Here is a 24,396-nt window from a genome sequence, read left to right as displayed (position 1 = left end):
GGCCTTAAGTGCTAGCGGGGAATAGTGAAGCAAACCAATGCTCCAATTTAGCTACATCGTGGGCATTGCCATTGATAACAATCAAGCCTTGGTTGTTTGCTTGCTCCCAGGTAAGCTTGCCGGTTGCTAGTGCATCTAATACATCTAGCTCGGTAACCACTAAAAGCTCTTGTTGAGTGGGCCGCGTTTCGCGAGACACTATCTTTAGTCTTGGCTCAACAAGTACTTGTCGGTAATGCCCTTTAATCGCTTCAAATAAGCTGAAGCTAACAGCGTTTGAACTATCTTTGGCTAGCTTGCGCATAAACAAATAAAGCCTGAACTGTTCAGGTTTATCGGCATTGCCTAAAGCGTTACTCTTTCTCGCTTCTACAATGTTTTCGAGTACCGCTAATGAGCCGGGCTCAGTTTGAAAATACAAACCAGTACTCTGGTGAAGGCCACATGCAGATACCGTCATTGGAATAATGACCAGTAGATATGTGAGCAATCTAAACATCTGTTACCTCTTTAAAAAGGAGCCTCACGGCTCCTTTCATCGTTGCTTAACGTACAATCAACATTAGATCTTGTGGGCTGGTAGCTTGGTCAAAATAGCTCATGAATAAACCAAAGCCTTTTATGCCGCCTTGCTCAAACTTGAAGTTGCCATTTTCCATGTTGCTCGCAATCACTTGCAGCGAATTAGGACCTGCCATAAGTATTTGGTTTAATACAGCACGAGAGGTAGCAATTTTCACATCGGCGTCGGCTAATGCTTCAGTGTGTAGCTGAGCAATACCATTGCGAATCTCAATGGTGAAAGCTTCTTCGGTATCAGCAAAGCTGTAGCTCATCGCCATGTTCACATCTACGGTGTTTTCAGCAATAAGCGTTGCAGTCATCATGTCGAAGATCTGCTTACTTGGCAGCGCCGTTAATACGTCAACCGAGGCAAAGCTAATAAGGTTAGAGAAATCACGCTCACCTTCTAGTTCAGCAGCTGCGTTTAAGGCCCAGTTGCGCCAGTTAATGTTAACCTGCTCCGCAGACCACGCTTTATAGGCTGCTGCTTTAAGCTGGCGCGCCTGCATGTCATCTTTATTTACGGTAATTGGGTAAGATAGAATCTCTGCCGCAAAGGTGTAGTTTTTAGCTTCAATTGCCGCTTTAGCGGTGCTGATGATGTTGTCACGTCCACCCATTAGCTCAACAAACGCCTTCGCACGTTGTTGGTAAGCCATAGGCTCTAGTTGCCAAGGATCGGCTTCATAGAAACCAACATAGCCAACGTAGATCTGACGAACAGCGTGAGCAACAGTACCGTAGTGCTCGCCCAACCAAGGGTGCTCTGCAAGGTGTTTAGGTAACTTAACTACCTCAACCAACTCATCAGGGGTTAAACCTTTATTCATGTAACGAATGGTTTGGTCGTGAGTATATTGAATCGCATCACGATAAGCGGTTAATACATTTGCAACCGCTGCTTTGCCTTCAACCGGACGACCATGCGAGTTGATCATGATTTCAGTATCAAACTGACGCATCACATCAATGCCTTTAAACCACATAGCAGGGTCGCGGAACTTGGTTCCACGAATGGTGTGCAAGTTAGGGAAGTTTTCGCCCTGCAATACTTCTGCAGCATGTAAGATTTTTTGCTCTGGTAAGTAAACAACCACTTCATCTTTAGTTTCAGAAGGCACGTTTACAATTTGCATACGCACGCCAGCAATAGTGATATCTAAGGTAGCGTTAGTGGCGATAAGAGTATTAGGCTCAATGAACGAAATAGCGCCCTGCATAAAGCGCGGACCAAGACCGTCATTTACAGTACCGTGTTCACCCTCTTCCACATGTTTTGCACCAGTGTAAGAAGTACGGTGACCAAATAGAGAGCCAAGGTTAGATGACCAGTTCGCCACGGCAGCGGTTAGACCATCTTGGGCGATAATTTTCACTTCACCAGAGCTTACTTGCTCATCGGTAGCCCAAGCTCGTACACCCGAGATATGGTCGATATGGTTATGTGAGTAAATAATGGCTTTAAGCGGCTTATCAGTGATTTTTCTGAACTGTTCTTTAACCGACTCAGCCATTTCTACTGACTCACCTGGGTCAACGATGATAATGCCGTCATCGCCTTCAATCATCACTGGGGTGTCGATACCAAAGCCGTAACCAAGATAAACGTTATCATCCACTTGGATAATCGCTTGGTCCATCTTACGGCTGTGTTTAGTCAACGTAGGATGAACATGTTCAGATTCAGCAGTGTAGGCTAAGGTTTCACCAGTTTTAGACAAAACTTTGATTCGCTCGCCTTTACCCCAAAACATATTTGACGAGTGCTCGATCAATACACCGTCGTTATAACGTGCATCCATATCTATGTCTTGGTATTGGCTTGCCGCACTAGTTTGTAGCTCTTGACCCACTGTAGAACTGGCTTCAACTACCGGCGTAGCTGCACTATAACCTGCTACCAACAAAGTACTGGTAATAGCTACTGGTAGTAGCAACTGCTTAAATCGCTTCGTCATTATTCAACCTTAAGGCTTTACATTTATTTGATTGCAGCCACTGTATTGACTTCTGGACCATCAAAAAATAGGCTAATATGATTGTTAATCATCGTAATTACGATAGGTAGTTATAAGAGCTTTAGCTCTAAGCTGACAATGGTGAGCAAACATGCAAAACGATATCCCCAAATACAATCTACTGGCAGCTTTTGCCGCGGTAATGGAGCACGGCAGTTTAAGTAAAGCTGCAGAGTATCTAAATACTAATCAGTCAACCATTTCTACCATGCTAGGGCGCCTTAAAAATGAGGTACAGCAGGAGCTGTTTATTCGTAGCGGTCGCGGCGTAGCGCCCACCAACTACTCGGTGAACCTTTACGCACAAATCCAAGAACCCTTGCAGCAGCTTAATAATGTATTTCAATCTTTCGGGCATTTTGATGCAGCGACTTCGAAGAGGAATTTTGTCGTCACTGCGCCTGAGCATTTACAGTGGGTACTGCTCGACCAATTTTCCCAAATTCCCAATAAACACTTAAGCTTAGAGATATTTGACCAACCCGAATATGAAGAGAACATGTATGAGTTGTTGATTACTCAAGAATACGACGCGATGATCGATATTCTCCCTCCCAAAGACCCCAGCTTAGACTGCCAAAAGCTGTTTGACGGAGACTTTGTAGTGGTATGCAGTAAAACTCATCCGCGAATTCAAAGCAGTTTATCCGAAGCGCAATATATGCAGGAAGAGCATGCGGTATTAGAAAGAAAAAGAAAGCGGCAATACACCATTAGCCATTACACCAACATTGATTTAAGCAAACGACGAGTGGCTTATCATGGGCGATCTTTGTTTAGCAACATCATCATGTGTAGCCAAACTCACTATCTCACTGCGGTGCCTCTATCAATGGCTTTACAGTTTGAAGAACGACTACAGTTGCAAGTTTTTAAGCCTCCATTCGAGTTTAGGAGTGTATCCAACTACCTTATTTGGCCCAAAAAAGTCAGCCAAGACCCAGCTCATGCTTGGCTAAGAAACGAGTTAATCACTATTTCAGCTAAAATCGAACACTACATACAAAAGAACTTCGACTAGCCCTACTCAGTTTTTCATGAGGCAATTAGCACTAATGCTTTTTGTTGAGATAAAAAAAGAGAGCCTTAAGGCTCTCTTTTTAGGTAATGTTTCAACTAGTTAGGTGAAGCCGTTAAACCACCACCACCAGCACCACCACCGTTACCCGGTAAGCTTGGTACAAAGTCCGGCAAACCAGCACTCACTAACAAGTTAGATGTACTGATAGGCGTTCCTGCACTAATCGCTGCAAACAAATCGTTTGGAGACAGCGTTGGAGCTGCAGGTGCATCAGCCGCTACGGCATAGGTACTAGAAAGCAACAAAGCTGCTGTCAAAGTCCGTTTTACATAAACCATAATTGGCTCCTTCTATTACAGGGTCGAACAAAATATAAACTACATATAAAAACGACTATTAACAAGATTAATTAAATGAAAATTCAATGGTCTTGAAAGCCCGTGTAGTCTATTTAGCGAATAAAGATCCACGCATTCTTCTGCCCACAATGGCAAGTAAACCAAATAACACCAAGGCATAACTTGCTGGTTCAGGAACTGAGAACTGCTTACCGCCAATCACGCTTCCTTCAACTGCAGCAAACACTGTCCAAGCGCCACTATCTACTAGGCCTTCGTCGAACAAGCTGCTATCACTCCATACCGCAAGTACATCAAATGTAGGCTGCCAAGCTTCGATTTGATCCCAAGTGTAAGGGTTATAGTTTTGCCATACTAAGTTAGCGCCATTAAACCAGTAAAACTCTAGGTCTAATATGCCATTTAAGTAATTTCCCGTACCTTCATCTGTCGACTCATCTAACATATCAAGATCAAGCATAAAAGCTGCTCGAATGTCAGAGCCTGCGTCAAACACGCTTTGAGCTTCAGGAATGTTTGGAAAAGCAGTTGGATCACTAAAAGGTGTTGGAAAATCACCTAAATAGGTTTCCACTCCCGGAGCTTGCGCTGGGTTGTCGCTAGTTAACATTACTGTTGCATTTGCCGACATCGCCATAAACAATGTCGTTAAGGTTAAAAGTAGTGCTTTCATTGCTCAGATCCTTTGCTGTTATTAAAAGGTATTCCTTTAACGCACTAAATTCTTCGCAAGTACTAAGCCAAATCTATAGAAAGGTTGATAAAATAATTAAGCCACTGTTTTATAATGAATTTATTAACAGACACCCAAAAACACAAAGTGACACAGATCACACTAAGTGTAAGCTATATCGACAAACTAAACAGCGACAAAGCCACGTCAGGCCTAGGATTATATGACAAATTATAGCGAAAGCCGCTTAGCCAAACGGCAAAGGTCTATACAACTAACAATTCTATAAATTCTGCAATTTGTCATTAAGCAAGTAAAAAACACCAGCGTTTAAAATGATGAAATTTTTCTACAGAATAATACGTCGAAAATTTGAACAACCGCAAAATACCACTCAAAAAATGATGTTTTTATGATGTTTTGATGAAAGCGCTATTCATCATAAATATGTACATAACAGCCTGAGATTCTAACCAAGGAATAGAGTGTAAAGAAATCCGACACCCAAAAATGACAGCAAAAACAACCGCTATCAGCGATAAGCCCGTTTTCAACTAGCCACTTTATTCAATAGATAAAAGCGTAGTAAAAAGAAATGGGGTTAAAACCGTTTAACGATGCAAGGTTTCTGTCGACTAAAAAAGTAGTCTATAGGGCTGACTTGTAGATAAACGAGATAAGCTTTATCTGGTTTAATTACCAACTAACGCCGGCAGCCAAACAAGACATAGACTCGATGAGCCTTCGAGAAATGGTCTGCATTTTTGACCACATTTGGCAACTGCGCTTTACGAATCAAATCGTTGAACATACCGATTTACGTAAGGTAAATGATGTACTGGCCTTGGCAGATTTAACCGAGCTGGAGCAGCAAAATCTGCGTAAGGTATTGAAAAGAATTAGTCTATTTCACGACAAAATCAGCCAAGATTTTCTTAGCACAAAAGCCAATCCCAAAAGCTAAGGAAAGTTAGCCCGAATATTTACTAAATCTCTGCGGCGGCTTTTACCATATTTGTTTGCCTTGGCCAGACTAAGCCGATGCAACGCAAACTATCCATATTTCACAGTAATTTGCGGAAAATCACAGTATAAGCACCTAGCCCTTTGCACTAGCCTGAATGCATCGTTTATTTGGCTTAGCACTATTCCAATAGCCCTATGGACAGTGATTACAATTAGAATAAAGGTAACAAAGCATATTATGACTATGAATATTTTTGCCACCCAGCGTAATGCCTTAATCAGCACGGTGAAAACCCTTGCGTTTTGCGCCCTGCCTTTAGGGTTAGCCTCTTGTGCAGCTCCCGTTGAGCAATCTACGCCAGCTACAGAACAAACTAGCGCTAGCCATACTGCTCCCGGTGCTTTTTATTCGGGTGAATACCACAATGCCTTTGTTGAGCTAGGTATCGCCTCGCCAGAGCAAGTGAACAAGAAAGTACAAGATACTTACCAGCAGCTTTTCTACTCCGATTCTCGTAGCGAAAGCGGTAAAGCGGTGTTCTTCCCGGTTGGTGACGACATGGGCTTTATTAAAGACATTGGCAGCAATGATATTCGCTCTGAAGGTATGTCTTACGGCATGATGATCGCCGTTCAAATGGACGACCAAGAGATGTTCAATAAGCTTTGGAAGTTCTCTAAAACCTATATGCAACACCACGACGGCTGGTACCAAGATTACTTTGCTTGGCACTTAAGACCAGAAGCTCCTTTTGCCAAAATGGATAACAACCCAGCGCCAGACGGTGAGCTTTACTTTGCCATGGCATTATTCTTTGCAGAAAACCGCTGGGGCGCAGGTGAAGGTATTTTCCAATATAGCGATGAAGCCAACGTCATTCTTCAAGCGATGGTAAATAAAGAAGAATCTGACTCGCAGGTTCCTATGTTTAACCGCGACGAGAAGCAAATCTTATTTGTTACCGAAAGAAGCCTAGGTTTATACACCGATCCCTCTTACCACGTAGCTGCCTTTTATGAACTACTCGGTCGCTGGGCGGAGGAAGACCAGCAACTATGGTTAGATGCTGCGCAAGTAAGCCGTGACTATCTATACAACGCTGCCCACCCAGAAACCGGTTTGTACTCAGAATATGCAGCTTTTGACGGTACGCCACAAAAAACCTCATTCAACGATATTAGTCATAAATCAGGTTACGATGCGTTCCGAGTTATCGGCAACATCGCCATGGACTACCACTGGTTTAACGCTGACCCTCGCCAAACCGAGCTAGCTGACCGCCTAATTTCGTTTTATGCCGATGAGTTCAAACGTAAAGGCCAAAACTTTGCAGTACATGAAATGAGCGGCAAAGTAGCGTCAGAATGGGGAAGCTCTGGCCAAAATGCCATGAATGGCACAGCGGCGATGATAACCAATAGCCAAGAAGCCAAAGAGTTTACCGAACGCCTGTGGAAACAAGCTACGCCAACTGGCAAATGGCGCTACTACGACGGCCTATTGCACATGTTTGCAGTATTGCAGATGTCGGGCGAATACAAGATTTACGGCCCAACTGACGCCGAGTAAGTAGCAACTCGGGTCACCAATAAAAGAGAGCTTAGGCTCTCTTTTTTAATGCTTAAGCTTTAGTTGGCGCAGTTTTCGATACAAGGTATTGCGGCTAATGCCCAGCAGTTTAGCGCTTTTAGTAACGTTACCTTGGCAATGCTGATAAACCTGTGCAATGTTTTGCTCAATGGTCTGCTGCAGCTCTGGCTGTTCACAGCTTTGCTCTGCCGAGCTAGTTAAGGCTAGTTGCTGCTGCAAAGATTCGGGCAAATCGGTACTGCGTAACAAAGCTTGCTGCTCGGTCATTAAACAAGCCACCTGCATAAAGTTATCCAGCTCACGCAAATTGCCCGGCCAAGTATAAGCCAACATTTTACTAAACAAGCGCTGCTCTATATCTTGCTTATGTTCGCAATAACGTTGGTGAAGCTTATTGATGAGCAAGCCTATGTCGCTGCGCTCTCGCAGAGCTGGCAAGCTTATTTGCAAACCTTTTAAACGATAATAAAGATCTTCTCTAAACAGTCCCTCACTCACTCTTTGCTGCAAATTTACATGGGTTGCAGCAACCACTTGAATGTCTACTTTATAGGCTTGATTGCCACCCACCGGCACTACTTCACGCTCTTGCAGCACCCGCAATAAACGCGCTTGAGCTGCCAAAGGCATTTCACCAATTTCATCTAAAAATAAAAAGCCACCATCGGCTTGGCGAATTTTCCCCACAAAACCCTTGGGGTTGGCTCCGGTAAATGCGCCAGCTTGATAACCAAACAGCTCCGCCTCCACCAGCTCGTTGGGCAAGGCAGCGCAATTTACCGCTTGCAAGGCCTTGCTCGCTCGCCGGCTTTGTTGGTGAAGCTGTTTTACAAAACGCTCTTTACCTACCCCCGTTTCACCTAAAATAAGTAAAGGAATAGATTTACTCACCACTTTGCAGGCCTGCCACCAAGCGGTATTAACCCGCGAGTCGCGAGAGTCATTCTTGCTAACAGTTCTTTTACTAATAATTGGCCTAGCTTTTAAAGCCTTAGTTTGAAGATGTAGCTTTGCCTTGTCTGCCAAGTGGGTTTTCTGCCAGTCCTCACCAAAATGACTGGCCAAGGTTTGGCCTACATGCAGTTTGTCTACCAGCTGACGTGCCATTGGGTTTAAGCCTAATACTTTGCCTTCACTGTCGGCTACCACAATGCCCTGCCAACCAGAATTGAGCAGGTGTGGCTGAGCAGCCAAATCGATACGGTAATGACTTTCCGGTAACTGACACAGCAAGGCTGTCTCAACCTGTTGGGCTAAACTGGCGCTCAACAACATGGTTTGCTGGGTATGTCGCTGCTGCTCACTAGTAATGTCCAATATCGCCAGCATGTCGCCCTTTGGACTAAATATTGGGCAAGCGCTGCAACTCATAAAACGGTGTTGCTGAATAAAGTGCTGCTCGCCAATGACCGACACCGCCTGCCCGGTGGCAATAGCGGTGCCAATCGCGTTAGTGCCTTTATGTTGCTCTAACCAATTCACCCCACTCTCTAGCGCGATGGTTGCCAGCTTATCGTTGTAACGCTTTACTCCCCAATGATGAATTAAATAGCCGTCTACGTCGGACAAAATAAGCCGGCTTGAACTATGCGCCATCATTTGCTCAAACAATGGGTAGGCATAGCGCTCCACTAAGGAAATAAGCGATTGGTGGTGATGGTGACGCTCTGCTAATTCGCAGTCAGCTAAACGTAATACCTGCGGAGCGACTTGCTCTTTTAGGCCTGCATGCTGGCTTCGCAGCCAAGAGGCATTGATGGAGCTAGGGAGTTGCAGTTTATTGGTCATTGCAGTGTTCCAAAGTGTAACAACATAACTGTGCCAAAAAGTAACAGTGTGACAAGCCCTTGCAACTGGCTCTAATTAGCGATTCACACCGTGCAAATTTGTTTGTGTGAATAATCATAGTTTTACATTTTGTTAACAACAAGTTTCTGGCACATGGCTTATGGCTTGCTATGTAAAGCGCAGGCGTGTCACGAAACACGCTCACAAGAAACATACTGATAACAAAACATAAAAGGAATTGACTATGGTTTACGCACAGCCAGGTACCGAAGGCTCATTGATTACTTTTAAAGCGCAATACGAGAACTTTATTGGCGGCGAATGGGTAGCGCCAGTAAACGGCCAATACTTTGATAACCCTTCTCCGGTTAATGGTGAGATATATTGTCGAGTCGCCCGCTCAGATGCAGAGGATATTGGCTTAGCCTTAGATGCCGCGCATGCCGCCAAAGAAAGCTGGGGCAATACCTCGGTCGCGGAGCGCTCTAATATGTTGCTGCGCATTGCTGACCGCATTGAACAAAATCTTGAGTCCTTAGCCGTGGCCGAAGCCTGGGAAAATGGCAAAGCGATCCGCGAAACCCTAAATGCCGATTTGCCACTGGTTGTTGATCACTTTCGTTATTTTGCTGGCTGTATTCGCGCCCAAGAAGGCGGCGCTGCCGACTTAGATGCCAATACAGTTAGCTACCATTTTCCAGAACCTTTAGGCGTTGTTGGGCAAATTATCCCGTGGAACTTCCCCATGTTAATGGCCGCTTGGAAACTAGGCCCAGCCTTAGCCGCCGGTAACTGCGTGGTGCTTAAACCTGCCGAACAAACGCCTGCCTCCATTTTGGTATTAATGGAGCTAATCGAAGATCTCATTCCTAAAGGTGTGGTGAACATCGTAAACGGTTTTGGCGAAGAAGCCGGCCAAGCCTTAGCCATTAGCCCTCGCATTGCTAAACTCGCTTTCACCGGCTCTACCGAAATTGGCCAACACATCCTTAAATGTGCTGCCGATTCGCTAATCCCCTCCACCGTAGAACTGGGCGGTAAATCGCCTAATCTAGTATTTGCCGATGTAATGGATCATGAAGATGAATACTTGGATAAGGTGGTTGAAGGTTTACTGTTGGCCTTTTTCAACCAAGGCGAAGTATGTACTTGCCCATCACGCGCCTTAATCCAAGAGTCCATTTACGATAAGTTTATGCAACGTGTATTGGAGCGGGTAAAAACCATTAAGCAGGGTGACCCTTTAGACGTAAATACCCAAGTGGGCGCGCAAGTGTCTAAAGAACAATTAGACCGAATCATGAGTTACTTAGAGATAGGCAAAAATGAAGGTGCCGAGCTATTAACCGGTGGCGTAACCGCTGCCCTGCCTGGCGAGCATAATAACGGATACTACGTTAGCCCTACCATATTAAAAGGCACTAACGACATGCGGGTATTTCAAGAAGAAATATTTGGCCCAGTTATTTCTGTCACCACCTTTAAAGATGAGGCTGAAGCCTTGGCCATCGCTAACGAGAGTGAATATGGCTTGGGTGCAGGCGTATGGACGCGCGACATGAACTTAGCACAACGCATGGGGCGTAAAATTGAAGCCGGTAGAGTATGGATTAATTGCTACCACGCCTACCCCGCCCACGCAGCCTTTGGCGGATATAAGCGCTCGGGCATTGGCAGAGAAACCCACCAAGTGGCTATTTCTCACTATCAAAACACCAAAAACTTGCTGGTGAGTTACGACATCAACCCACTGGGCTTCTTTTAAGAGGCAGGCTTAAAAACTAAAAAAGAGAGCCTAGGCTCTCTTTTTATTTGCACCCAGCTTTAAGCAGGTTGGCCAGTGGCGGCTAATACCACTTCTCGAATACATACGTTTTGCGGTTGGCCGTAAGCATAAGCCACTGCATCAGCGATGTTTTGCGTATTAAGTACGCCGCCCATTTCTTCTTTCCACACTTCGTAGCCGTCTTTAATTTCTTGGCTAGTGGTATGGCTAAGCAATTCGGTTTCTACTGCTCCTGGGGCAATAACCGTTACACGCACGTTGTCACCGGCTACTTCTTCACGAATGTTCTCGCTCACCGCATGAACCGCAAACTTAGTGCCGCAGTATGCAGCATGGCTTGGGAAAGTTTTACGCCCAGCAATTGAGCTCACATTAATAATAGTGCCGTGCTGACGCTGCTTCATGCCAGCCAATACCAAGTGAATACCGTTTAGCAAACCCATCACGTTTACGTCCAACATGGCTTTCCACTCGCTAGGGGCTTGCTCATGTGCCGCACCCAATAGCATCACACCAGCATTGTTTAGCAACATATCAACCGGACCATACAACGCTTCGGCATCTTTAATCGCTTGCTCAAAGTCCCCTAGTTCGGTCACATCAACTTTACGACACAGGGTGTTTGGCAAGTTAAGTGCTTCTAAACGCTCTACTCGACGTGCGACTAATAACAACGGATGCCCCGCTGCCGACAAGGTTTTTGCACACGCTTCGCCAATTCCAGAACTGGCACCAGTAATAACCACTAAAGGCTTAGACATAAGATTCTCCAATACATAAGTAACTCACCACAAGGCGCCACATTTGCGCTTGCTGCTTTATTGGCGCTAACTATAGTTCTGCTATATATAGGTGTAAAATATCGATTTCCTCTAGTTGTTATAGGCAAATATTATGGATGCACGTTTACTCAGATCCTTTGTGGCGGTTTTTGAAGAACGCTCAATGACAGCCGCCGCCGAGCGTTGTTATGTCTCTCAGCCATCGCTATCTTCGGCGATTAAACAGCTTGAGTCTGAATTAGAGGTTCAACTATTTGTTCGCCATAAGCGCGGAGTAGATTTAACCGACCAAGCGCACCATCTCTACCCCATGGCGGTTCAAACGCTGGGTCAACTAAACCGCATGTCTAAGTTGTTTGCGGAGCAGCCGGCAAGCCTACCGATTAAGCTGGCAAACTTTGAGGACTTAAGCCCAAGCTTATTGGCTGAATTTATTCAGCACTGCAAAAGCCAACAGCCACTGTTCAACTTTGAGCTTCTCGATCACCAAGATAAAACTGCTCAGGCAAGGCTAACGCTTGATGTGTTTAAACAAGAAGACGAGTTGTTTATTCCGCTTTGGCAAGAAGACTACGTATTATGCGTGCCCCAACAGCACCCGCTAGCTCAGCAACAAGAGGTAGAGATAGCTGAACTGAATAACTATGATTTCATTGAGTGCGTGGTGTGCGAAGCCCACCAACAAACGCTTAGCCTGCTCGCCTCACAGGGTTTTGCGGTTAATTTGGTGGCCAAGGCCCAGCACAAAACCCAGGTAAAACACTTGGTAAATGCTGGCATCGGCATCTCGTTTTTACCTACCGGGGTGCTCGAAACAGCAGCTAATCTGCAACAAGTAAAACTGTTAGCTCCTCGTATGTATCGCAGTATTGGTTTGTGTGTAAAAGCCAGCGCCAGTGCCAAACCAGAGTTGGCCGCCTTAATTGAAGCTGCGAATGTTTGGAAAGCTAATTAATCAACAAAAACTTAGGAATCAATGTTGATACTTAACTAACCCACTCTTTTCGCTCGCAATGTAAATGTCAGATAAATCTAGAGAATCGAGGAGAATACGTGAAATGATATCGTTATCCAAGGAGTTAACAATCAACGATTTCATATCATCCACATTGTTTTTTCCGCCTTTAATTTTCTTTTCACTATATTTGAAAATAAGTACCGGTGGCAAAGTACCTCCTACACGAAAAACATAATATCCATCAGAATCAATCTCACGACGACCTCGGAATACTGGATTATCTTCAGTACCATCGATGCCACTTAAAATCTTTCTAACGTTATCGTAGATGTGTACTCCTAGATTGAATGATTCGTTGTTAGCTAACTGAGCACCTATTTCATTTTTTAATTTACTATATTCTTGGATTGAGCTTACTGTTACTGGATATCTTGCTTCATTCACAATAAAACTACTGAGTACTTCTAAGAGCTCTTTTTCAGTGCCAATTAAATCTATATTTAGATCAGTGCACATATTCTGTAATTTATGACCGTACTTTCGGACTTTCAGCTCCAAAAGATGTTTAGGGGCATTGATTAACAATGAAACAACCCCAGACTTTAAAAGTAGTTCGATTGCATAACCAAGTAACAAGAAACTTGATTTGTTTGCAGACTCAACTGGCTGAATTAGTTCGAAAACGCTTTGAGAGTTGGCTTTACCGCTCTCACAAAGCCTTTTAAGTTCGGTCTCTTTTACACTCGCAACTTCTCGCAAAATCTTTGCACTAATTAGTTTACTGTCAGCCTCCCTTATCCAATCTATTTTATTGTGAACACCCTTTTCTCCGAATTGCTTTAGCCTTTGATTACTCAATAGCTTCCCCCTTTTTTAATAATTATAAATGCTAGTAGCTATCAGCTAAATGATAAACCCGCAAACTTTTCTGCATAGCTGCAAAATCATCACCTAGGTAGTAAACAGTGTGTGGCTGATTGGCCAGCAGAGTAATGCTTGAATCAGAAAAGCGTCCCGGCGCATCAGATTCTAAATGCACAAAAAAGGCGGGTTTATCGCTAAGCAAGGTGATTGCAGAAGAGCTCTCGTCAACGCTAAAAGCAAGCTTGGCCTTAGCGATAGGCAAGATTTTAAAGTTATCTCCCACCCACGTATTTTGCAGTACATCTCCGTTTGAGTGCCATTGCGCGATGAAAAAACCTTGAGTACGCAATTCCTCAAGTTCACTAGCTTCAATAGACCAAACTCGCTCAGTGCCATCGGCCGCTATATTTATATCTAGCGATTGACTAAAGCCAAGCTCCCCTTGCCAGCTAACAAACTGCAACTCACAAACCAAAGCAACTGAGTTCACGCTATCGTTTATGGCTTGCAGCGCTAAACCCTCTTCGCTTTCTACAAAGCTTAAGTACTGTGGGGCGAAGAAACGTTTGGTATGGTAGTGCAGTTGCTTCCAGCGACCGCTATATTCAATGCTCGACCACGAGCTCACCGGCCAATTATCATTTAGCTGCCAATACAACATACCGCGACATTGCGGGCTATTGGCTCGCCAAAAATCACATGCAGTTTTTATAGCTAAGGCCTGCTGCACTTGGCTTAAATACAGCATTTGTTCAAAGCTAGCAGGAAAGCGAAACATGCGGGTGAACATCTCAGTAATAATGCTATTACCGCGAGGATTTTTTTGGTGAACCTCAAAGGTGGGCGAGCAAATATTCCAATCGTTTTCGGGCACAAAGGTTTTTACTTCGGCCAAGGATGGCCAAGATTGATAACCAAACTCTGAGCAAAAACGCGGCTTAATTTGCTGATAGGCAGAGAAAGACTTGCCTGAATGCCACACATCCCAAAAGTGCATATCGCCTTTGCTATCGTCATGCCATGCATCACCGTAATCTAGCTCACCATTACAGGGAGAGCTGGGCCAAAATACCCGACTCGCATCGTGCTGCTCGACCACTCGCTGAATCGCCCGATTTAGCCTGTCGTAATTAACCACATAACGCTCACGATTGGTTTTAGATTCGGGGTACCAATTAATTGCACCAATTACTTCGTTATCGCCACACCACAGCACAATGCAGCTATGGTCACGTAAGCGTTTAATTTGGTCGCTTAGCTCAAGTTCAACATTGGCGACAAACTCTTCGGTTGAGGGATAAAGCGAGCAAGCAAACATCATGTCTTGCCAAACCATCAAACCCAGTTCATCACAAAGTTGGTAAAAGGCATCACTCTCGTACTGCCCGCCGCCCCATACTCGAAGCATGTTCATGTTAGCGGCTTTGGCATCAGTTAACAGAGCTTCATAACGCTGCTTAGTTTGCTTGCTGGGCAAGGCATCTAAGGGTATCCAATTTGCGCCCTTAGCAGTAATGGGGAAGTCGTTAATCACAAAGCTCATCGCCGAGCCAACACTATCAGCTTGGGTATTCAACTCTAGCTTGCGCAAACCAATTTTCTTTTCGATAAGCTGCTCACCCAGCGTAACGCGCAGCGGATATAAAGGCTGCTCGCCATAACCAGCTGGCCACCAAAGCTCTGGCTCGGCAATATGGATACTCGCCTCACTTAAGCCTGAATCAGCCAAGGGCTGCACTGGCAAAACATGCTCACCAAATTGAACATGAATAGGCGAGCCGCATAAAGGGTCGTGGCTCAGCTTAATCACTACATCTACACTGCCGTCATGCCATAGCTGCTCTACTTGCACATCTAGCAGCCGCGCTTGCTTGGTGAATTTGATTTGCACAGGGTCATAGATACCGTTCACCATTAAACAAATTCCCCAATCCCAGCCCGCGTGGCATTGGCTTTTGCGCAAGCTATTCATAAAGGGGATTTGGTTATTGCCCATGGACGATGGCACCACAAAAGGTAAGCGTTCTGCACGCTGTTTAGCGACTAAATCTGAGCGCGAAAAATCCAGCCGCAGCTGATTGAGCCCCTCATATACGTAGTCTTTTATCTCAAATGACCACAAGCGGAACATATTGTCGCATTGGCCAACTAAGTGTTGGTTGATATAAACGTCGGCAACGGTATCTACTCGGCTTAAATTCAGCTCGATAAAATCAGATTCCAGCGGCTCTGCACTCACCTCAAATTCGGTGAAAAGTGACCAGTTAGCCCGTCCAACCCATTGCACCTCTTGTTCATTGCACTGCAAATATGGGTCTGCAATTAAACCGGCCTTAAGTAATGCAGAATGGTTATCACCAGGAATATCGCAAGCCACTTCAATCTCTGGATAATCAGCAGAGCTTAAAAGCCAAGCTTTGTTTAGGTTAATCTGCGTCATTTAAGCACCCACTAAGCACTACAAGATAAGGTTAATTAGCAGCCTACGTAGAGCAGATAACAGGAACAAGAGATAGAGAAATGCTTTGTGGAAGGTATCAAAATTTACCGCTATTGGCTGACCAAGTTTCAGGGGCGATACTAGGGATTCCTGGTGAACGTCCTGCTCTTTGCCTGTTGCATGTATTCTCAAAAAATACTGGCTTAAAAACATACAAACTGCAATTCCTGTTTTTCACAGGCTTGTGCATACTTTTATGCTGACTCTTTTGTTAATTTTGGCGCTAGCAGGCTGATGTAACTTAGGAAAAGTGATAGTCTGATTTTCACAAAATGAGTGAAAGTAGGAAAATCCCCTTGTTTAAACAAGGAAACTTTCCTTTTATGAGCTGTTATATTTTTACTTTAGATTTGAGTTATCCTAATGATATTTGAAAAAATCATAAGTTTTATAAAAAATAAAAAATAAAAAATATTTTTTCCAATATAAATCGCGTTTCAAAAGTGTTTATAGTATTAAGCGGTACAGTGATGGATTTGATTTCTTTATAATCTTGGTATTTGTTATATCTGTGTTTTTTCTTTTTAAAGAGTCGAACTCATATATTCCAGATCCCCTTGGTTTTTTAAAGCCAATTTTTTTAAAAAATGAAAACTACGGAGAGGTATTATTTACGCTAGCTAGCGGTTACGTTGTAGGTTTTTTTGTATGGTTTTTAGATGTATATCTGCCCAAACGTGCAAAACTTAAGTTTGCGTACAGTACTTTATATTATGATTATGGCAGTTTAACTAGTAGCTTGAGTAAGTTGATTGAATCTTTAGAATTGGAACTTGATAAGCAAGGCTCTTTCTTAGAGTGTGGTAGTGGTATTGTCGCTATAACACTTTCAATTGATTATCCTACTTCCAAAGACAATGAAGGCGCACCCTGCATACACCAATCTACTGGAGTTTTTAAAAATACATTTCAAAATTTAAGCCCTTACATAAGTTTTGAGCTTGATAAAATAGCTAGCTATTCACACTTAATGCCAATGCAAGAAGTAAATGCATTGGTGCATTTAAAACATTATGTTTTAAAAATAAATCAAGTTTTACAAAAAGAGACTTTGTTAATCTCTGATTGGAAACAAATTATTGGAATGCATTTAGAGTGCTGTAATAGAGGGTTAGTTTTGCTTGAAAGGGCTAACAAAGTTGGGCATTCTGATAAAAATATGTACCTATCGCAAATATTAAATAAGCGTAATTAAGAAATATAATCGAGTAGCCGGAGGTATCTAGCCTCCAGCCCCACAACACCCTGCATGCGGCTCCGCTCAGGGCGTTTCACGTAGAATGGTGAAGCTTTATCCATCCATCTCGAAGCGCAAATAAGCCCTGATATTTTAGATAAGCATTTGATAATGCTTGTTGGATCCCCGGTGTTTTCGAGCTTCTCCATGGCCCTTTACTGGTGATGCCACAGGCTACTGCGGCTTGAACATACATACCTCTACGCATTAGTTCTCGGTTTGTGTCGATGCTGGACTGACGCAGGTCACTTAAGTCGGAAAAATAGCTGTTGGCCATCACTTCGTGATTATAGCCTCGCGTTAACAGTCGAGATGCTTGTGAAACTTAAAGTGATAGAATAGTATCACTTTAGTATTCTTTGGAGCGACAACATGAAAGTTGAATTAGTGACATCACTTAAGCGTCAAGCTACGAAGATCCTTGCCGATCTACATAACAGCAAAGAGCCTGTATTAATCACAGAACACGGCAAGCCTTCGGCGTACTTAGTTGATGTTGATGACTATGAATTTATGCAAAACCGTTTAGCTATCCTTGAGGGTATTGCTAGAGGTGAGCGTGCTATTGCCGATGGCAAAGTTACATCACATTCTGACGCGAAGAATAAGATGTCTAAATGGCTGAAGTGATTTGGACTGATCCAGCATTATCAGATTTAAATGATATCGCTGAGTATATTGCACTAGAAAATATTGTTGCTGCGAAGCTCTTGGTCCAATCTGTTTTCGAGAAAGTTGAAAGGCTAGAGTTGTTCCCAGAGTCTGGTCGCATCCCTCCTGAGCTAGAGCATCTGAGCTATCGTGAAGTTATTGCTAGTCCATGCCGGATTTTTTATAAGTTAGAACTTGATAAAGCCTATATCTTGTATGTCATGCGAGAAGAGCGAGACTTACGTAAGTTATTAATAAGTAAGCACCAAGTAAAAGTGAGCCGCTAACAAAGTGACTCAAGAGTAAGCAAAACGCTGGGATTTTGATTGCGCTCTTCTAGAGCTAACCTACAATCTTGCCGCCAACTTCTTGGGTGTATCAAACAAACGTAAATATCCACTGAGTTCGCCCCAGTTCTGCCAATCTAAGTCCGCTTCAATCACCGCTAGGCTGGCTGTTGGAAACTTGATTAAGTCTTCACCTGTTAGGTAATGCACAAGATCTTCAAAGGCCGGGTTGTGCCCTACTAAGGCTACATTGTTTAGCTCGCTAGGAAGCTGTTGAATATGTAGCAGCAAGTCGGCCCAGTGAAAGGTATACAACGTTTTTTCACAGCTAATTTGTAAATCAACTTCTAAAGGTGAATGAGTATTTGCTTTGCGCTGCTCAAGCCAGTACCCAGCGGTTTGTTTGGCGCGTAGAGCTGGCGAGTATTGAAGTAACTGTAATGTAGAAAACGGCTCTACATAATGACTCGCCATAAGCTGTGCGGCTTTGTGGCCACGCTCTGCTAAGGGGCGTTGTTTATCACTTAAGCTTGGGTCGTCCCAACTGGATTTAGCATGGCGAATTAACCAAAGCTTGCGAGACATACCGTTACTCCTACCCAAAAAACAAAAAAGCCTGCAATGCAGGCTTTTAGCATAAGTGAATACTTGCTTAAGGGCGAGCTAACATGTCGCCAATACCAATCCACTTATAAGAGGTTAACTCTTCTAAGCCCATTGGGCCGCGAGCGTGTAGCTTCTGGGTAGATACTGCTACTTCGGCCCCCAGGCCAAATTGCGCGCCGTCGGTAAAGCGAGTTGAGGCATTTACGTAAACTGCGGCAGAACCTGCAGCATTCACAAAACGCTCTACCGAGTTTAAGTTATTCGACAAAATAGCGTCTGAGTGGCTAGCGTTGTGGGTGCGCATGTGAGCAATCGCTTCTTCTACATCGGCAACCACTTTTACACCTAAGGTGTAACTTAGCCATTCGGTATCGAAGTCACCTTCGCCAGCTGCTTGTATGTCTTTAGCATTAGCTAGACCCGCCATGGCATTTTCGGTGGCCACTAACTTAACCGAGGCTTGATTCATTCGCTCTGCCAGCATTGGCAATAGCTCTACCGCTACGTTTTGATCAACCAGTAGGCTGTCTAATGCATTACATGCCGATGGACGCTGCACTTTAGAGTTTTCAATCACATTAAGTGCTGCGGCTAAATCTACCGAGTTATCCACGTAAATATGGCTAATACCAAAGCCGCCAATAATTACTGGAATGGTGCTGTTTTCCTGACACATCTTGTGCAAGCCAGCGCCACCACGAGGGATAATCATATCTACGTATTCATCTAAGCGAAGCAGCTCGGCCACTAGCTCACGGTCAGGCTTTTCAATGTACTGCACGGCGGCAGCTGGCAGGCCACTTTGCTCTAAAGCAGATTGAATAACCGCTACCAAGGCCATATTTGAGTGGAAGGTTTCTTTACCGCCACGCAAGATGCTGGCATTACCGGTTTTTAAGCATAGCGCTGCAATATCAATGGTTACATTAGGGCGGGCTTCATAAATTACCCCAACAACGCCTAATGGCACGCGGCGGCGCGATAAACGCAAGCCGTTTTCTAATACGCGGCAATCCATTTCACTGCCAATAGGGTCGTTTAGTGAAATTACGTTGCGTACATCGCTAGCGATGCCGGCAAGGCGTTCACTGTTTAGCATTAAGCGATCTAGTAATGCTTCTGACAAGCCCGACTGACGAGCTGCGTCTAAGTCAATTTTGTTAGCTGCTAGTATGCTTTCTTGCTGAGCTTCAAGCTGATCAGCAATTGCCGCTAAGGCTGCATTTTTTTGGCTAGTACTTAAGGTGGCCAAATCAAAGCTGGCTTGTTTAGCCTGTTGACCGAGTGTTTGTAAGCTCATCTAAAAATTCCTATTTTAAAACTAAATCGTCACGGTGCACCGCAACTGATCCGTAGCCATAACCCAGAGTCTTATCAATTTGCTCTGAATGTAGCCCTTTAATTAAATTCATATCTTTTGCCGGATAACGACAAATACCACGGGCAATTTCTAGGCCTTGTGGATTAACAATGCGCACCACGTCGCCGCGGTTAAATTCGCCATTGATGGCGGTAATGCCTTTGGGCAGCAAACTGGAACCGCGTTCTACTACCGCTTTACATGCGCCTTCGTCTAATACTAACTCGCCGTGTGGAGGTGGCCCAGCTAAAATCCACTGTTTGCGGTTTTCAAGTGGGCTACTGGTTGGCGGAAAACGGGTGCCAACACTTTTACCTTCGCTCAAGCGGGTAATTACGTTCTCACTGTGTCCGGCGGCTATCACTACTTCAATGCCTGCTCTACCGGCAATTTCGGCGGCCTGCAGTTTGGTGGCCATGCCGCCAGTACCTAAGCCGCTTACGCTATCGCCAGCTAAAGAGCGAATAGAGGCATCAATTTCTGCCACTTCTTCAATTAGCTTTGCATCAGGGTTGTTGCGCGGATCGGCAGTGAACAAACCCGGTTGGTCGGTAAGCAACAATAGCTTGTCGGCTCCACCCAGTATTGCGGCTAGCGCCGATAAATTATCGTTATCGCCTACTTTAATTTCGGCGGTGGCAACGGCATCATTTTCATTAATGATCGGCACAATACCGTGATTAAGTAAGGCTTTTAGCATGTCTTTAGCGTTAAGGAAACGCTCACGATCTTCAAGGTCTGCGCGGGTTAGCAACATTTGGCCTACGTGAATATCGTAGATGCTAAACAGGCTTTCCCATACTTGAATCAGTCGGCTTTGCCCTACTGCGGCTAGCATTTGTTTGTTGGCAATGGTGGGGGCGATATTGCCATGGGTAAGCGATAGGTGCTCGCGACCCGCAGCAATGGCTCCAGAAGTAACCACAATAAGTTGATGACCCGCTTTACGCAGCAACGCACACTGGCGCACCAGCTCTATCATGTGGGCGCGGTCAAGTTTAGATGTGCCGCCAGTTAACACACTTGTGCCTAACTTAACGACGATGGTTTGCTTCGACATGCTATTTTACTATTCCAACTCGGCTAAAACGCAAAGCGAGTATTCTACCTGATATTAAACAGACGCACAGAGCCTGTGCGCCATTTTTTTTGCGGAACTCTTCGGCTTAAGCTGCCGGGAGAGCTAAATTGGGGGACAAAGAGGGGGCAGCGCTAAGGTCTAACTCCAGCTTTTGAAGGGTATCGAGCAGCTTTTGATAAAACACCTCTAGTGACTGTTGCACTTCTTTTTGGTGTTTACTCGGAATTTTACCTTCCTGCCATTCACCTTGCTTGTCGTATAAACCAAACCAGTAGTGATACTCAAAACTGTCTTCGTTTACTCGTAATTCAAACCACCAACCATAGAACTCGCGTTCATCAGCGGCAGGTTTAGAGCTTACACACGAGGCAAGGCAATCAAAAAAGTACATTTCGTTGCTGCTGTGTTCTTTACGAAAATACGGACCCATGGCCGTAAATCTCGATGTTAACTTTCCATGGCTTGGCCAAGTCACTTCCATGCGCTTAATCTCTCCACAGTAGGACAATTGTTTGTATAACGTACCGTATGTCCATAATGACCACAATTAAGCTAAATCACAATTGCTTTTGTAGCCAATGCGTGACCTTAGTGAAGATCTGGTTGTAATTTTGAAGTGAATCAAGCTCTTTCAGCAATTCAACCTGACAATTTGGTGAAGCAGAGCGAAGCAAAGAAACATCTGCTTCTGGGCATATTGCGTCGTTTTTACGGCCAACCACAAACATCGGTAACTTTGTTCTAGGCCCGCCCAATATGCCTTGAGTTTTCAACGACAAAGGTAAACAGCGGTAATAAAGCCCTTCAGAATTTGAAGCATTTACCCCACTGCGATTGGCCAAACAATCTTGGTACATTTGCGGTAGGTTACTAAATCGCTGTATATCGCTAAATAATCTGTCTACTGGCGCGCCAATCGTTACTACTGCACGTAAACGCTCTGCGGCAACAAAAGCCAAGCGCGCAGCAACATTACCAGCAAAGCGATAACCCAGCATGGCCACACGGGCATGATCCACCCAAGGCACTTGAGGTAAGTGGTCAAGAATAGCCAGATGAATGCGGCTACTATCTTGCTGCAACTTCCAATGACTGCAATGGCCAGCGCCGGGTAAATCGACACTTAACATGGCAATGCCTGCTGGCGCTAAAAAGCGCTCAAAAAACGGGTAAAGCTCGGTTTGAATGGTATCTAAACCGCCACTCACAATAACCACCGGCTTTACCGAGTCGGTATCTGGCAGATGCAAATAGCATTCTACTTGTTTACCGTCTATCGGCACGTTGATAGCTTTACACTGATACTCACTCTGCCCCATTGCAGACATAAGATTGCTATGCGCTAAAGCTTGAGCTGAGGTGGCTAAATCGTCACCTTTAAAATGAGGATAGGCGGCGATGGTAGCGCTGTAGCTGGCGAGTAAAAACTCTTGATAGGCCAGCTTTCGCTCACCATTTTGCTCTGCATCTTTAGCAGCAATTTGATGTTTAACCGCACGCTGCATCCATTCGTAGTTCCAGTTGCCTGGCTGGTAACCCCCCACGGTATCGAGCAACTCGCTAGTACGCGGTTTGTCGCACATTGCAATGTCGGCAAACAGGCTTTCTGTTTCAATTGGATCTAAACCTAGCCAAGCCCAGTATTCTCTGCGCAGGATACGATACCAATTGCGGCCTTCTTCTTGGCCTACGGCTGTTAATTGAGCCGCAGAGGAGTTAGACACCGTTGAGGTTTCTATTACATTAATACGTGGTTTAAACAATACTTCTGACAGATTCTCTTTCAAAACAACCTACTCACTTGCTTATCAATTTATAAAATATATCACAAAAAAAAGCCGCCACGATGTGACGGCTTAGTATGTATTCTGAATTTGTAAGCTTTAGAAGAACGCGAACTTAAGTACAAATACAGCGGCCAATACCCAAACACTTAGCGGTACTTCTTTATAACGACCCGCTAGCAGCTTAATAACAGCGTAAGAGATGAAGCCTAAAGCGATACCGTCTGCGATAGAGAACGACAACGGCATTAAAATTGCCACAATCGCTGCTGGAGCCGCTTCGGTAAGGTCTGTCCAATCTACATTAATTAAGCCCGATAGCATTAAGGTACATACGTAGAATAGTGCGCCAGCTGTTGCATAAGCTGGAATCATGCCCGCCAACGGCGAGAACAATAGAGCAAGAATAAACAGAATGCCCACAACCACGGCAGTTAAGCCAGTACGGCCACCAGCTTCTACACCAGCACCACTTTCGATGTAAGAAGTCGTGCTTGAAGTACCTAACAATGAACCGGCAATAGTAGCACTAGAGTCTGCCATCAACGCTTTTTTCAGATTAGGTAAGCGGCCTTTCTCGTCAAGCAAGTTACCGCGCTGTGCAACAGCAGTTAAGGTACCTGCGGTATCAAATAAATCCACAAACAAGAAGGCAAAAATAACGCTAATCATGGTGACATCTAAGGCACCCATAATATCCAACTGCATGAAGGTAGGCGCTGGATTTGGTGGCATAGATACAATGCCGCCGTATTGGGTGTAGCCCAATATAATAGACAGTACCGTAATCGCTAAAATAGAGATTAATACGCCGCCTTTTATCTTGCGGTATTCAAGGCCAATAATTAAGAAGAAACCTAAAGCAGCTAAAATCATCTGGTGCGGGTTTTCACTGCCTAAACTTACCAAAGTAGCTGGGTTATCTACCACAATACCGGCGTTTTTAAGGGCAATAAAACCAAGGAACAAACCAATACCGGCGGCAATACCTACACGTAGGGTTTGCGGAATAGAGTTAATAATCCATTCACGTACTTTAAATAGGCTTAACAGAATGAAGATAACACCTGATAAGAACACTGCACCTAAAGCAACCTGCCAAGTATGACCCATGCCTAGTACAACGCCGTAGGTGAAAAAGGCATTTAAGCCCATGCCTGGCGCTTGAGCAATTGGGTAGTTGGCGTACAAGCCCATGATGAAACAACCAATGGCCGCGGCCAAACAGGTTGCAACAAATACTGCACCTTGATCCATTTCGGTAGCAGCTAGCATGCTAGGGTTAACAAAGATAATGTAGGCCATGGTTAAGAAGGTGGTTAAACCTGCAATGACCTCTGTGCGCACATTGGTTCCGTGCTCTTTTAGCTTAAATAATTTCTCTAACATAACGGCGTATGTTCCTTGGACTGACAGTTGGTTATTTGGACCACTAACAGGCACTCCGTTATGCTGCTAGCAGAAATCGCGTGGCATTATATTCATCCCAAAACTAAGAAGCTACCGGATGATGCAACCAA

22 protein-coding genes and 1 pseudogene are annotated in these 24,396 nt (G+C 44.5%); 8 read left to right on the top strand and 15 right to left on the bottom strand.

All coding sequences use genetic code 11. The features are described 5' to 3' along the window. Window positions 1–4: 4 nt before the first annotated feature. A complete protein-coding gene (locus G6R11_RS02880) occupies window positions 5–499 on the bottom strand; it encodes a hypothetical protein (protein ID WP_163131292.1) in 495 nt (164 codons plus the stop codon). 46 nt (window positions 500–545) lie between these two features. Then, complete coding sequence (locus tag G6R11_RS02875; RefSeq protein WP_163131290.1) at window positions 546–2,522, bottom strand: alkyl sulfatase dimerization domain-containing protein; 1,977 nt, start codon at window positions 2,520–2,522, stop codon at window positions 546–548. 151 nt (window positions 2,523–2,673) lie between these two features. On the opposite strand from G6R11_RS02875, the gene G6R11_RS02870 reads away from it, so the two are divergent. After that, on the top strand, window positions 2,674–3,603 hold the full coding sequence (locus G6R11_RS02870; protein ID WP_163131288.1) for a LysR family transcriptional regulator: 930 nt from the start codon (window positions 2,674–2,676) through the stop codon (window positions 3,601–3,603). 95 nt (window positions 3,604–3,698) lie between these two features. Here the strand turns inward: G6R11_RS02870 and G6R11_RS02865 are convergent, their stop codons facing one another. After that, the gene (locus G6R11_RS02865; RefSeq protein WP_163131286.1) at window positions 3,699–3,941 is read right to left on the bottom strand and encodes a hypothetical protein; all 243 of its coding nucleotides are present in this window, start codon (window positions 3,939–3,941) and stop codon (window positions 3,699–3,701) included. 109 nt (window positions 3,942–4,050) lie between these two features. Next, window positions 4,051–4,635, bottom strand: a complete 585-nt coding sequence (locus tag G6R11_RS02860) for a PEP-CTERM sorting domain-containing protein (RefSeq protein WP_163131284.1) — start codon at window positions 4,633–4,635, stop codon at window positions 4,051–4,053. Between the two features lie 667 nt (window positions 4,636–5,302). On the opposite strand from G6R11_RS02860, the gene G6R11_RS02855 reads away from it, so the two are divergent. Together G6R11_RS02855 and G6R11_RS02850 are read left to right on the top strand one after the other, a co-directional pair. Continuing rightward, a complete protein-coding gene (locus G6R11_RS02855) occupies window positions 5,303–5,599 on the top strand; it encodes a putative nucleotidyltransferase substrate binding domain-containing protein (RefSeq protein WP_370525639.1) in 297 nt (98 codons plus the stop codon). Between the two features lie 240 nt (window positions 5,600–5,839). Next, window positions 5,840–7,171 (top strand): glycosyl hydrolase family 8, encoded by a 1,332-nt coding sequence (locus G6R11_RS02850; protein ID WP_163131282.1) that lies wholly within the window; start codon window positions 5,840–5,842, stop codon window positions 7,169–7,171. A gap of 45 nt (window positions 7,172–7,216) precedes the next feature. On the opposite strand, the gene G6R11_RS02845 is transcribed toward G6R11_RS02850, so the two are convergent. Further along, window positions 7,217–8,980, bottom strand: a complete 1,764-nt coding sequence (locus G6R11_RS02845; RefSeq protein ID WP_163131281.1) for a sigma-54-dependent Fis family transcriptional regulator — start codon at window positions 8,978–8,980, stop codon at window positions 7,217–7,219. Between the two features lie 244 nt (window positions 8,981–9,224). Here G6R11_RS02845 and G6R11_RS02840 point away from each other — a divergent pair, with 244 nt between their 5' ends. Further along, window positions 9,225–10,745 carry an aldehyde dehydrogenase family protein gene (locus G6R11_RS02840; RefSeq protein WP_163131279.1) on the top strand — a complete coding sequence of 507 codons (1,521 nt, stop codon included), beginning with the start codon at window positions 9,225–9,227 and terminating at the stop codon, window positions 10,743–10,745. Between the two features lie 59 nt (window positions 10,746–10,804). Here G6R11_RS02840 and G6R11_RS02835 read toward each other — a convergent pair whose 3' ends face one another. Further along, window positions 10,805–11,527, bottom strand: coding sequence for an SDR family oxidoreductase (locus tag G6R11_RS02835; protein ID WP_163131277.1), 723 nt, complete (start codon window positions 11,525–11,527; stop codon window positions 10,805–10,807). A 133-nt stretch (window positions 11,528–11,660) separates the two neighbouring features. Between G6R11_RS02835 and G6R11_RS02830 the strand changes: the two genes are divergently transcribed. Continuing rightward, window positions 11,661–12,503, top strand: coding sequence for a LysR family transcriptional regulator (locus G6R11_RS02830; RefSeq protein ID WP_163131275.1), 843 nt, complete (start codon window positions 11,661–11,663; stop codon window positions 12,501–12,503). 18 nt (window positions 12,504–12,521) lie between these two features. Here the strand turns inward: G6R11_RS02830 and G6R11_RS02825 are convergent, their stop codons facing one another. Together G6R11_RS02825 and G6R11_RS02820 are read right to left on the bottom strand one after the other, a co-directional pair. After that, window positions 12,522–13,364, bottom strand: coding sequence for a hypothetical protein (locus G6R11_RS02825; protein ID WP_163131273.1), 843 nt, complete (start codon window positions 13,362–13,364; stop codon window positions 12,522–12,524). A 31-nt stretch (window positions 13,365–13,395) separates the two neighbouring features. Continuing rightward, window positions 13,396–15,810: a glycoside hydrolase family 2 protein gene (locus G6R11_RS02820; RefSeq protein WP_163131271.1), complete on the bottom strand. Its 2,415-nt coding sequence runs from the start codon at window positions 15,808–15,810 to the stop codon at window positions 13,396–13,398. 571 nt (window positions 15,811–16,381) lie between these two features. Here G6R11_RS02820 and G6R11_RS02815 point away from each other — a divergent pair. Then, on the top strand, window positions 16,382–17,065 hold the full coding sequence (locus tag G6R11_RS02815) for a hypothetical protein (protein ID WP_163131269.1): 684 nt from the start codon (window positions 16,382–16,384) through the stop codon (window positions 17,063–17,065). Window positions 17,066–17,141: 76 nt separating this feature from the next. On the opposite strand, the pseudogene G6R11_RS02810 reads toward G6R11_RS02815, so the two are convergent. Continuing rightward, window positions 17,142–17,324 (bottom strand): annotated as a pseudogene (locus G6R11_RS02810) (group II intron reverse transcriptase/maturase); the annotation flags it as partial. A gap of 155 nt (window positions 17,325–17,479) precedes the next feature. On the opposite strand from G6R11_RS02810, the gene G6R11_RS02805 reads away from it, so the two are divergent. Both G6R11_RS02805 and G6R11_RS02800 read left to right on the top strand, forming a co-directional pair. Beyond that, a complete protein-coding gene (locus tag G6R11_RS02805) occupies window positions 17,480–17,737 on the top strand; it encodes a type II toxin-antitoxin system Phd/YefM family antitoxin (RefSeq protein ID WP_163131267.1) in 258 nt (85 codons plus the stop codon). Beyond that, a complete protein-coding gene (locus tag G6R11_RS02800; protein WP_163131265.1) occupies window positions 17,725–18,045 on the top strand; it encodes a type II toxin-antitoxin system RelE/ParE family toxin in 321 nt (106 codons plus the stop codon). Before G6R11_RS02805 ends, G6R11_RS02800 begins: the two co-directional genes overlap by 13 nt. Window positions 18,046–18,105: 60 nt before the next feature. Here the strand turns inward: G6R11_RS02800 and G6R11_RS02795 are convergent, their stop codons facing one another. From G6R11_RS02795 to G6R11_RS02770, 6 genes are all read right to left on the bottom strand, one after another. Further along, window positions 18,106–18,630 (bottom strand): histidine phosphatase family protein, encoded by a 525-nt coding sequence (locus G6R11_RS02795; protein ID WP_163131264.1) that lies wholly within the window; start codon window positions 18,628–18,630, stop codon window positions 18,106–18,108. 67 nt (window positions 18,631–18,697) lie between these two features. After that, window positions 18,698–19,951, bottom strand: coding sequence for a glutamate-5-semialdehyde dehydrogenase (locus G6R11_RS02790; RefSeq protein ID WP_163131262.1), 1,254 nt, complete (start codon window positions 19,949–19,951; stop codon window positions 18,698–18,700). Window positions 19,952–19,961: 10 nt separating this feature from the next. Then, window positions 19,962–21,071, bottom strand: a complete 1,110-nt coding sequence (gene proB, locus G6R11_RS02785) for a glutamate 5-kinase (RefSeq protein ID WP_163131260.1) — start codon at window positions 21,069–21,071, stop codon at window positions 19,962–19,964. 106 nt (window positions 21,072–21,177) lie between these two features. Beyond that, entirely contained in the window at window positions 21,178–21,573 is a 396-nt protein-coding gene (gene crl / locus G6R11_RS02780; RefSeq protein WP_163131258.1) for a sigma factor-binding protein Crl, read from the bottom strand. Between the two features lie 76 nt (window positions 21,574–21,649). Beyond that, a complete protein-coding gene (locus tag G6R11_RS02775; protein WP_163131256.1) occupies window positions 21,650–22,879 on the bottom strand; it encodes an alpha/beta hydrolase in 1,230 nt (409 codons plus the stop codon). Window positions 22,880–22,975: 96 nt separating this feature from the next. Then, window positions 22,976–24,265, bottom strand: a complete 1,290-nt coding sequence (locus G6R11_RS02770) for an NCS2 family permease (RefSeq protein ID WP_163131254.1) — start codon at window positions 24,263–24,265, stop codon at window positions 22,976–22,978. Between the last annotated feature and the right edge of the window lie 131 nt (window positions 24,266–24,396).

It is taken from the genome of Agarivorans sp. Alg241-V36, assembly GCF_900537085.1.
GTDB lineage: Bacteria > Pseudomonadota > Gammaproteobacteria > Enterobacterales > Celerinatantimonadaceae > Agarivorans.
This window is presented reverse-complemented; position numbering and strand designations above follow the sequence as displayed.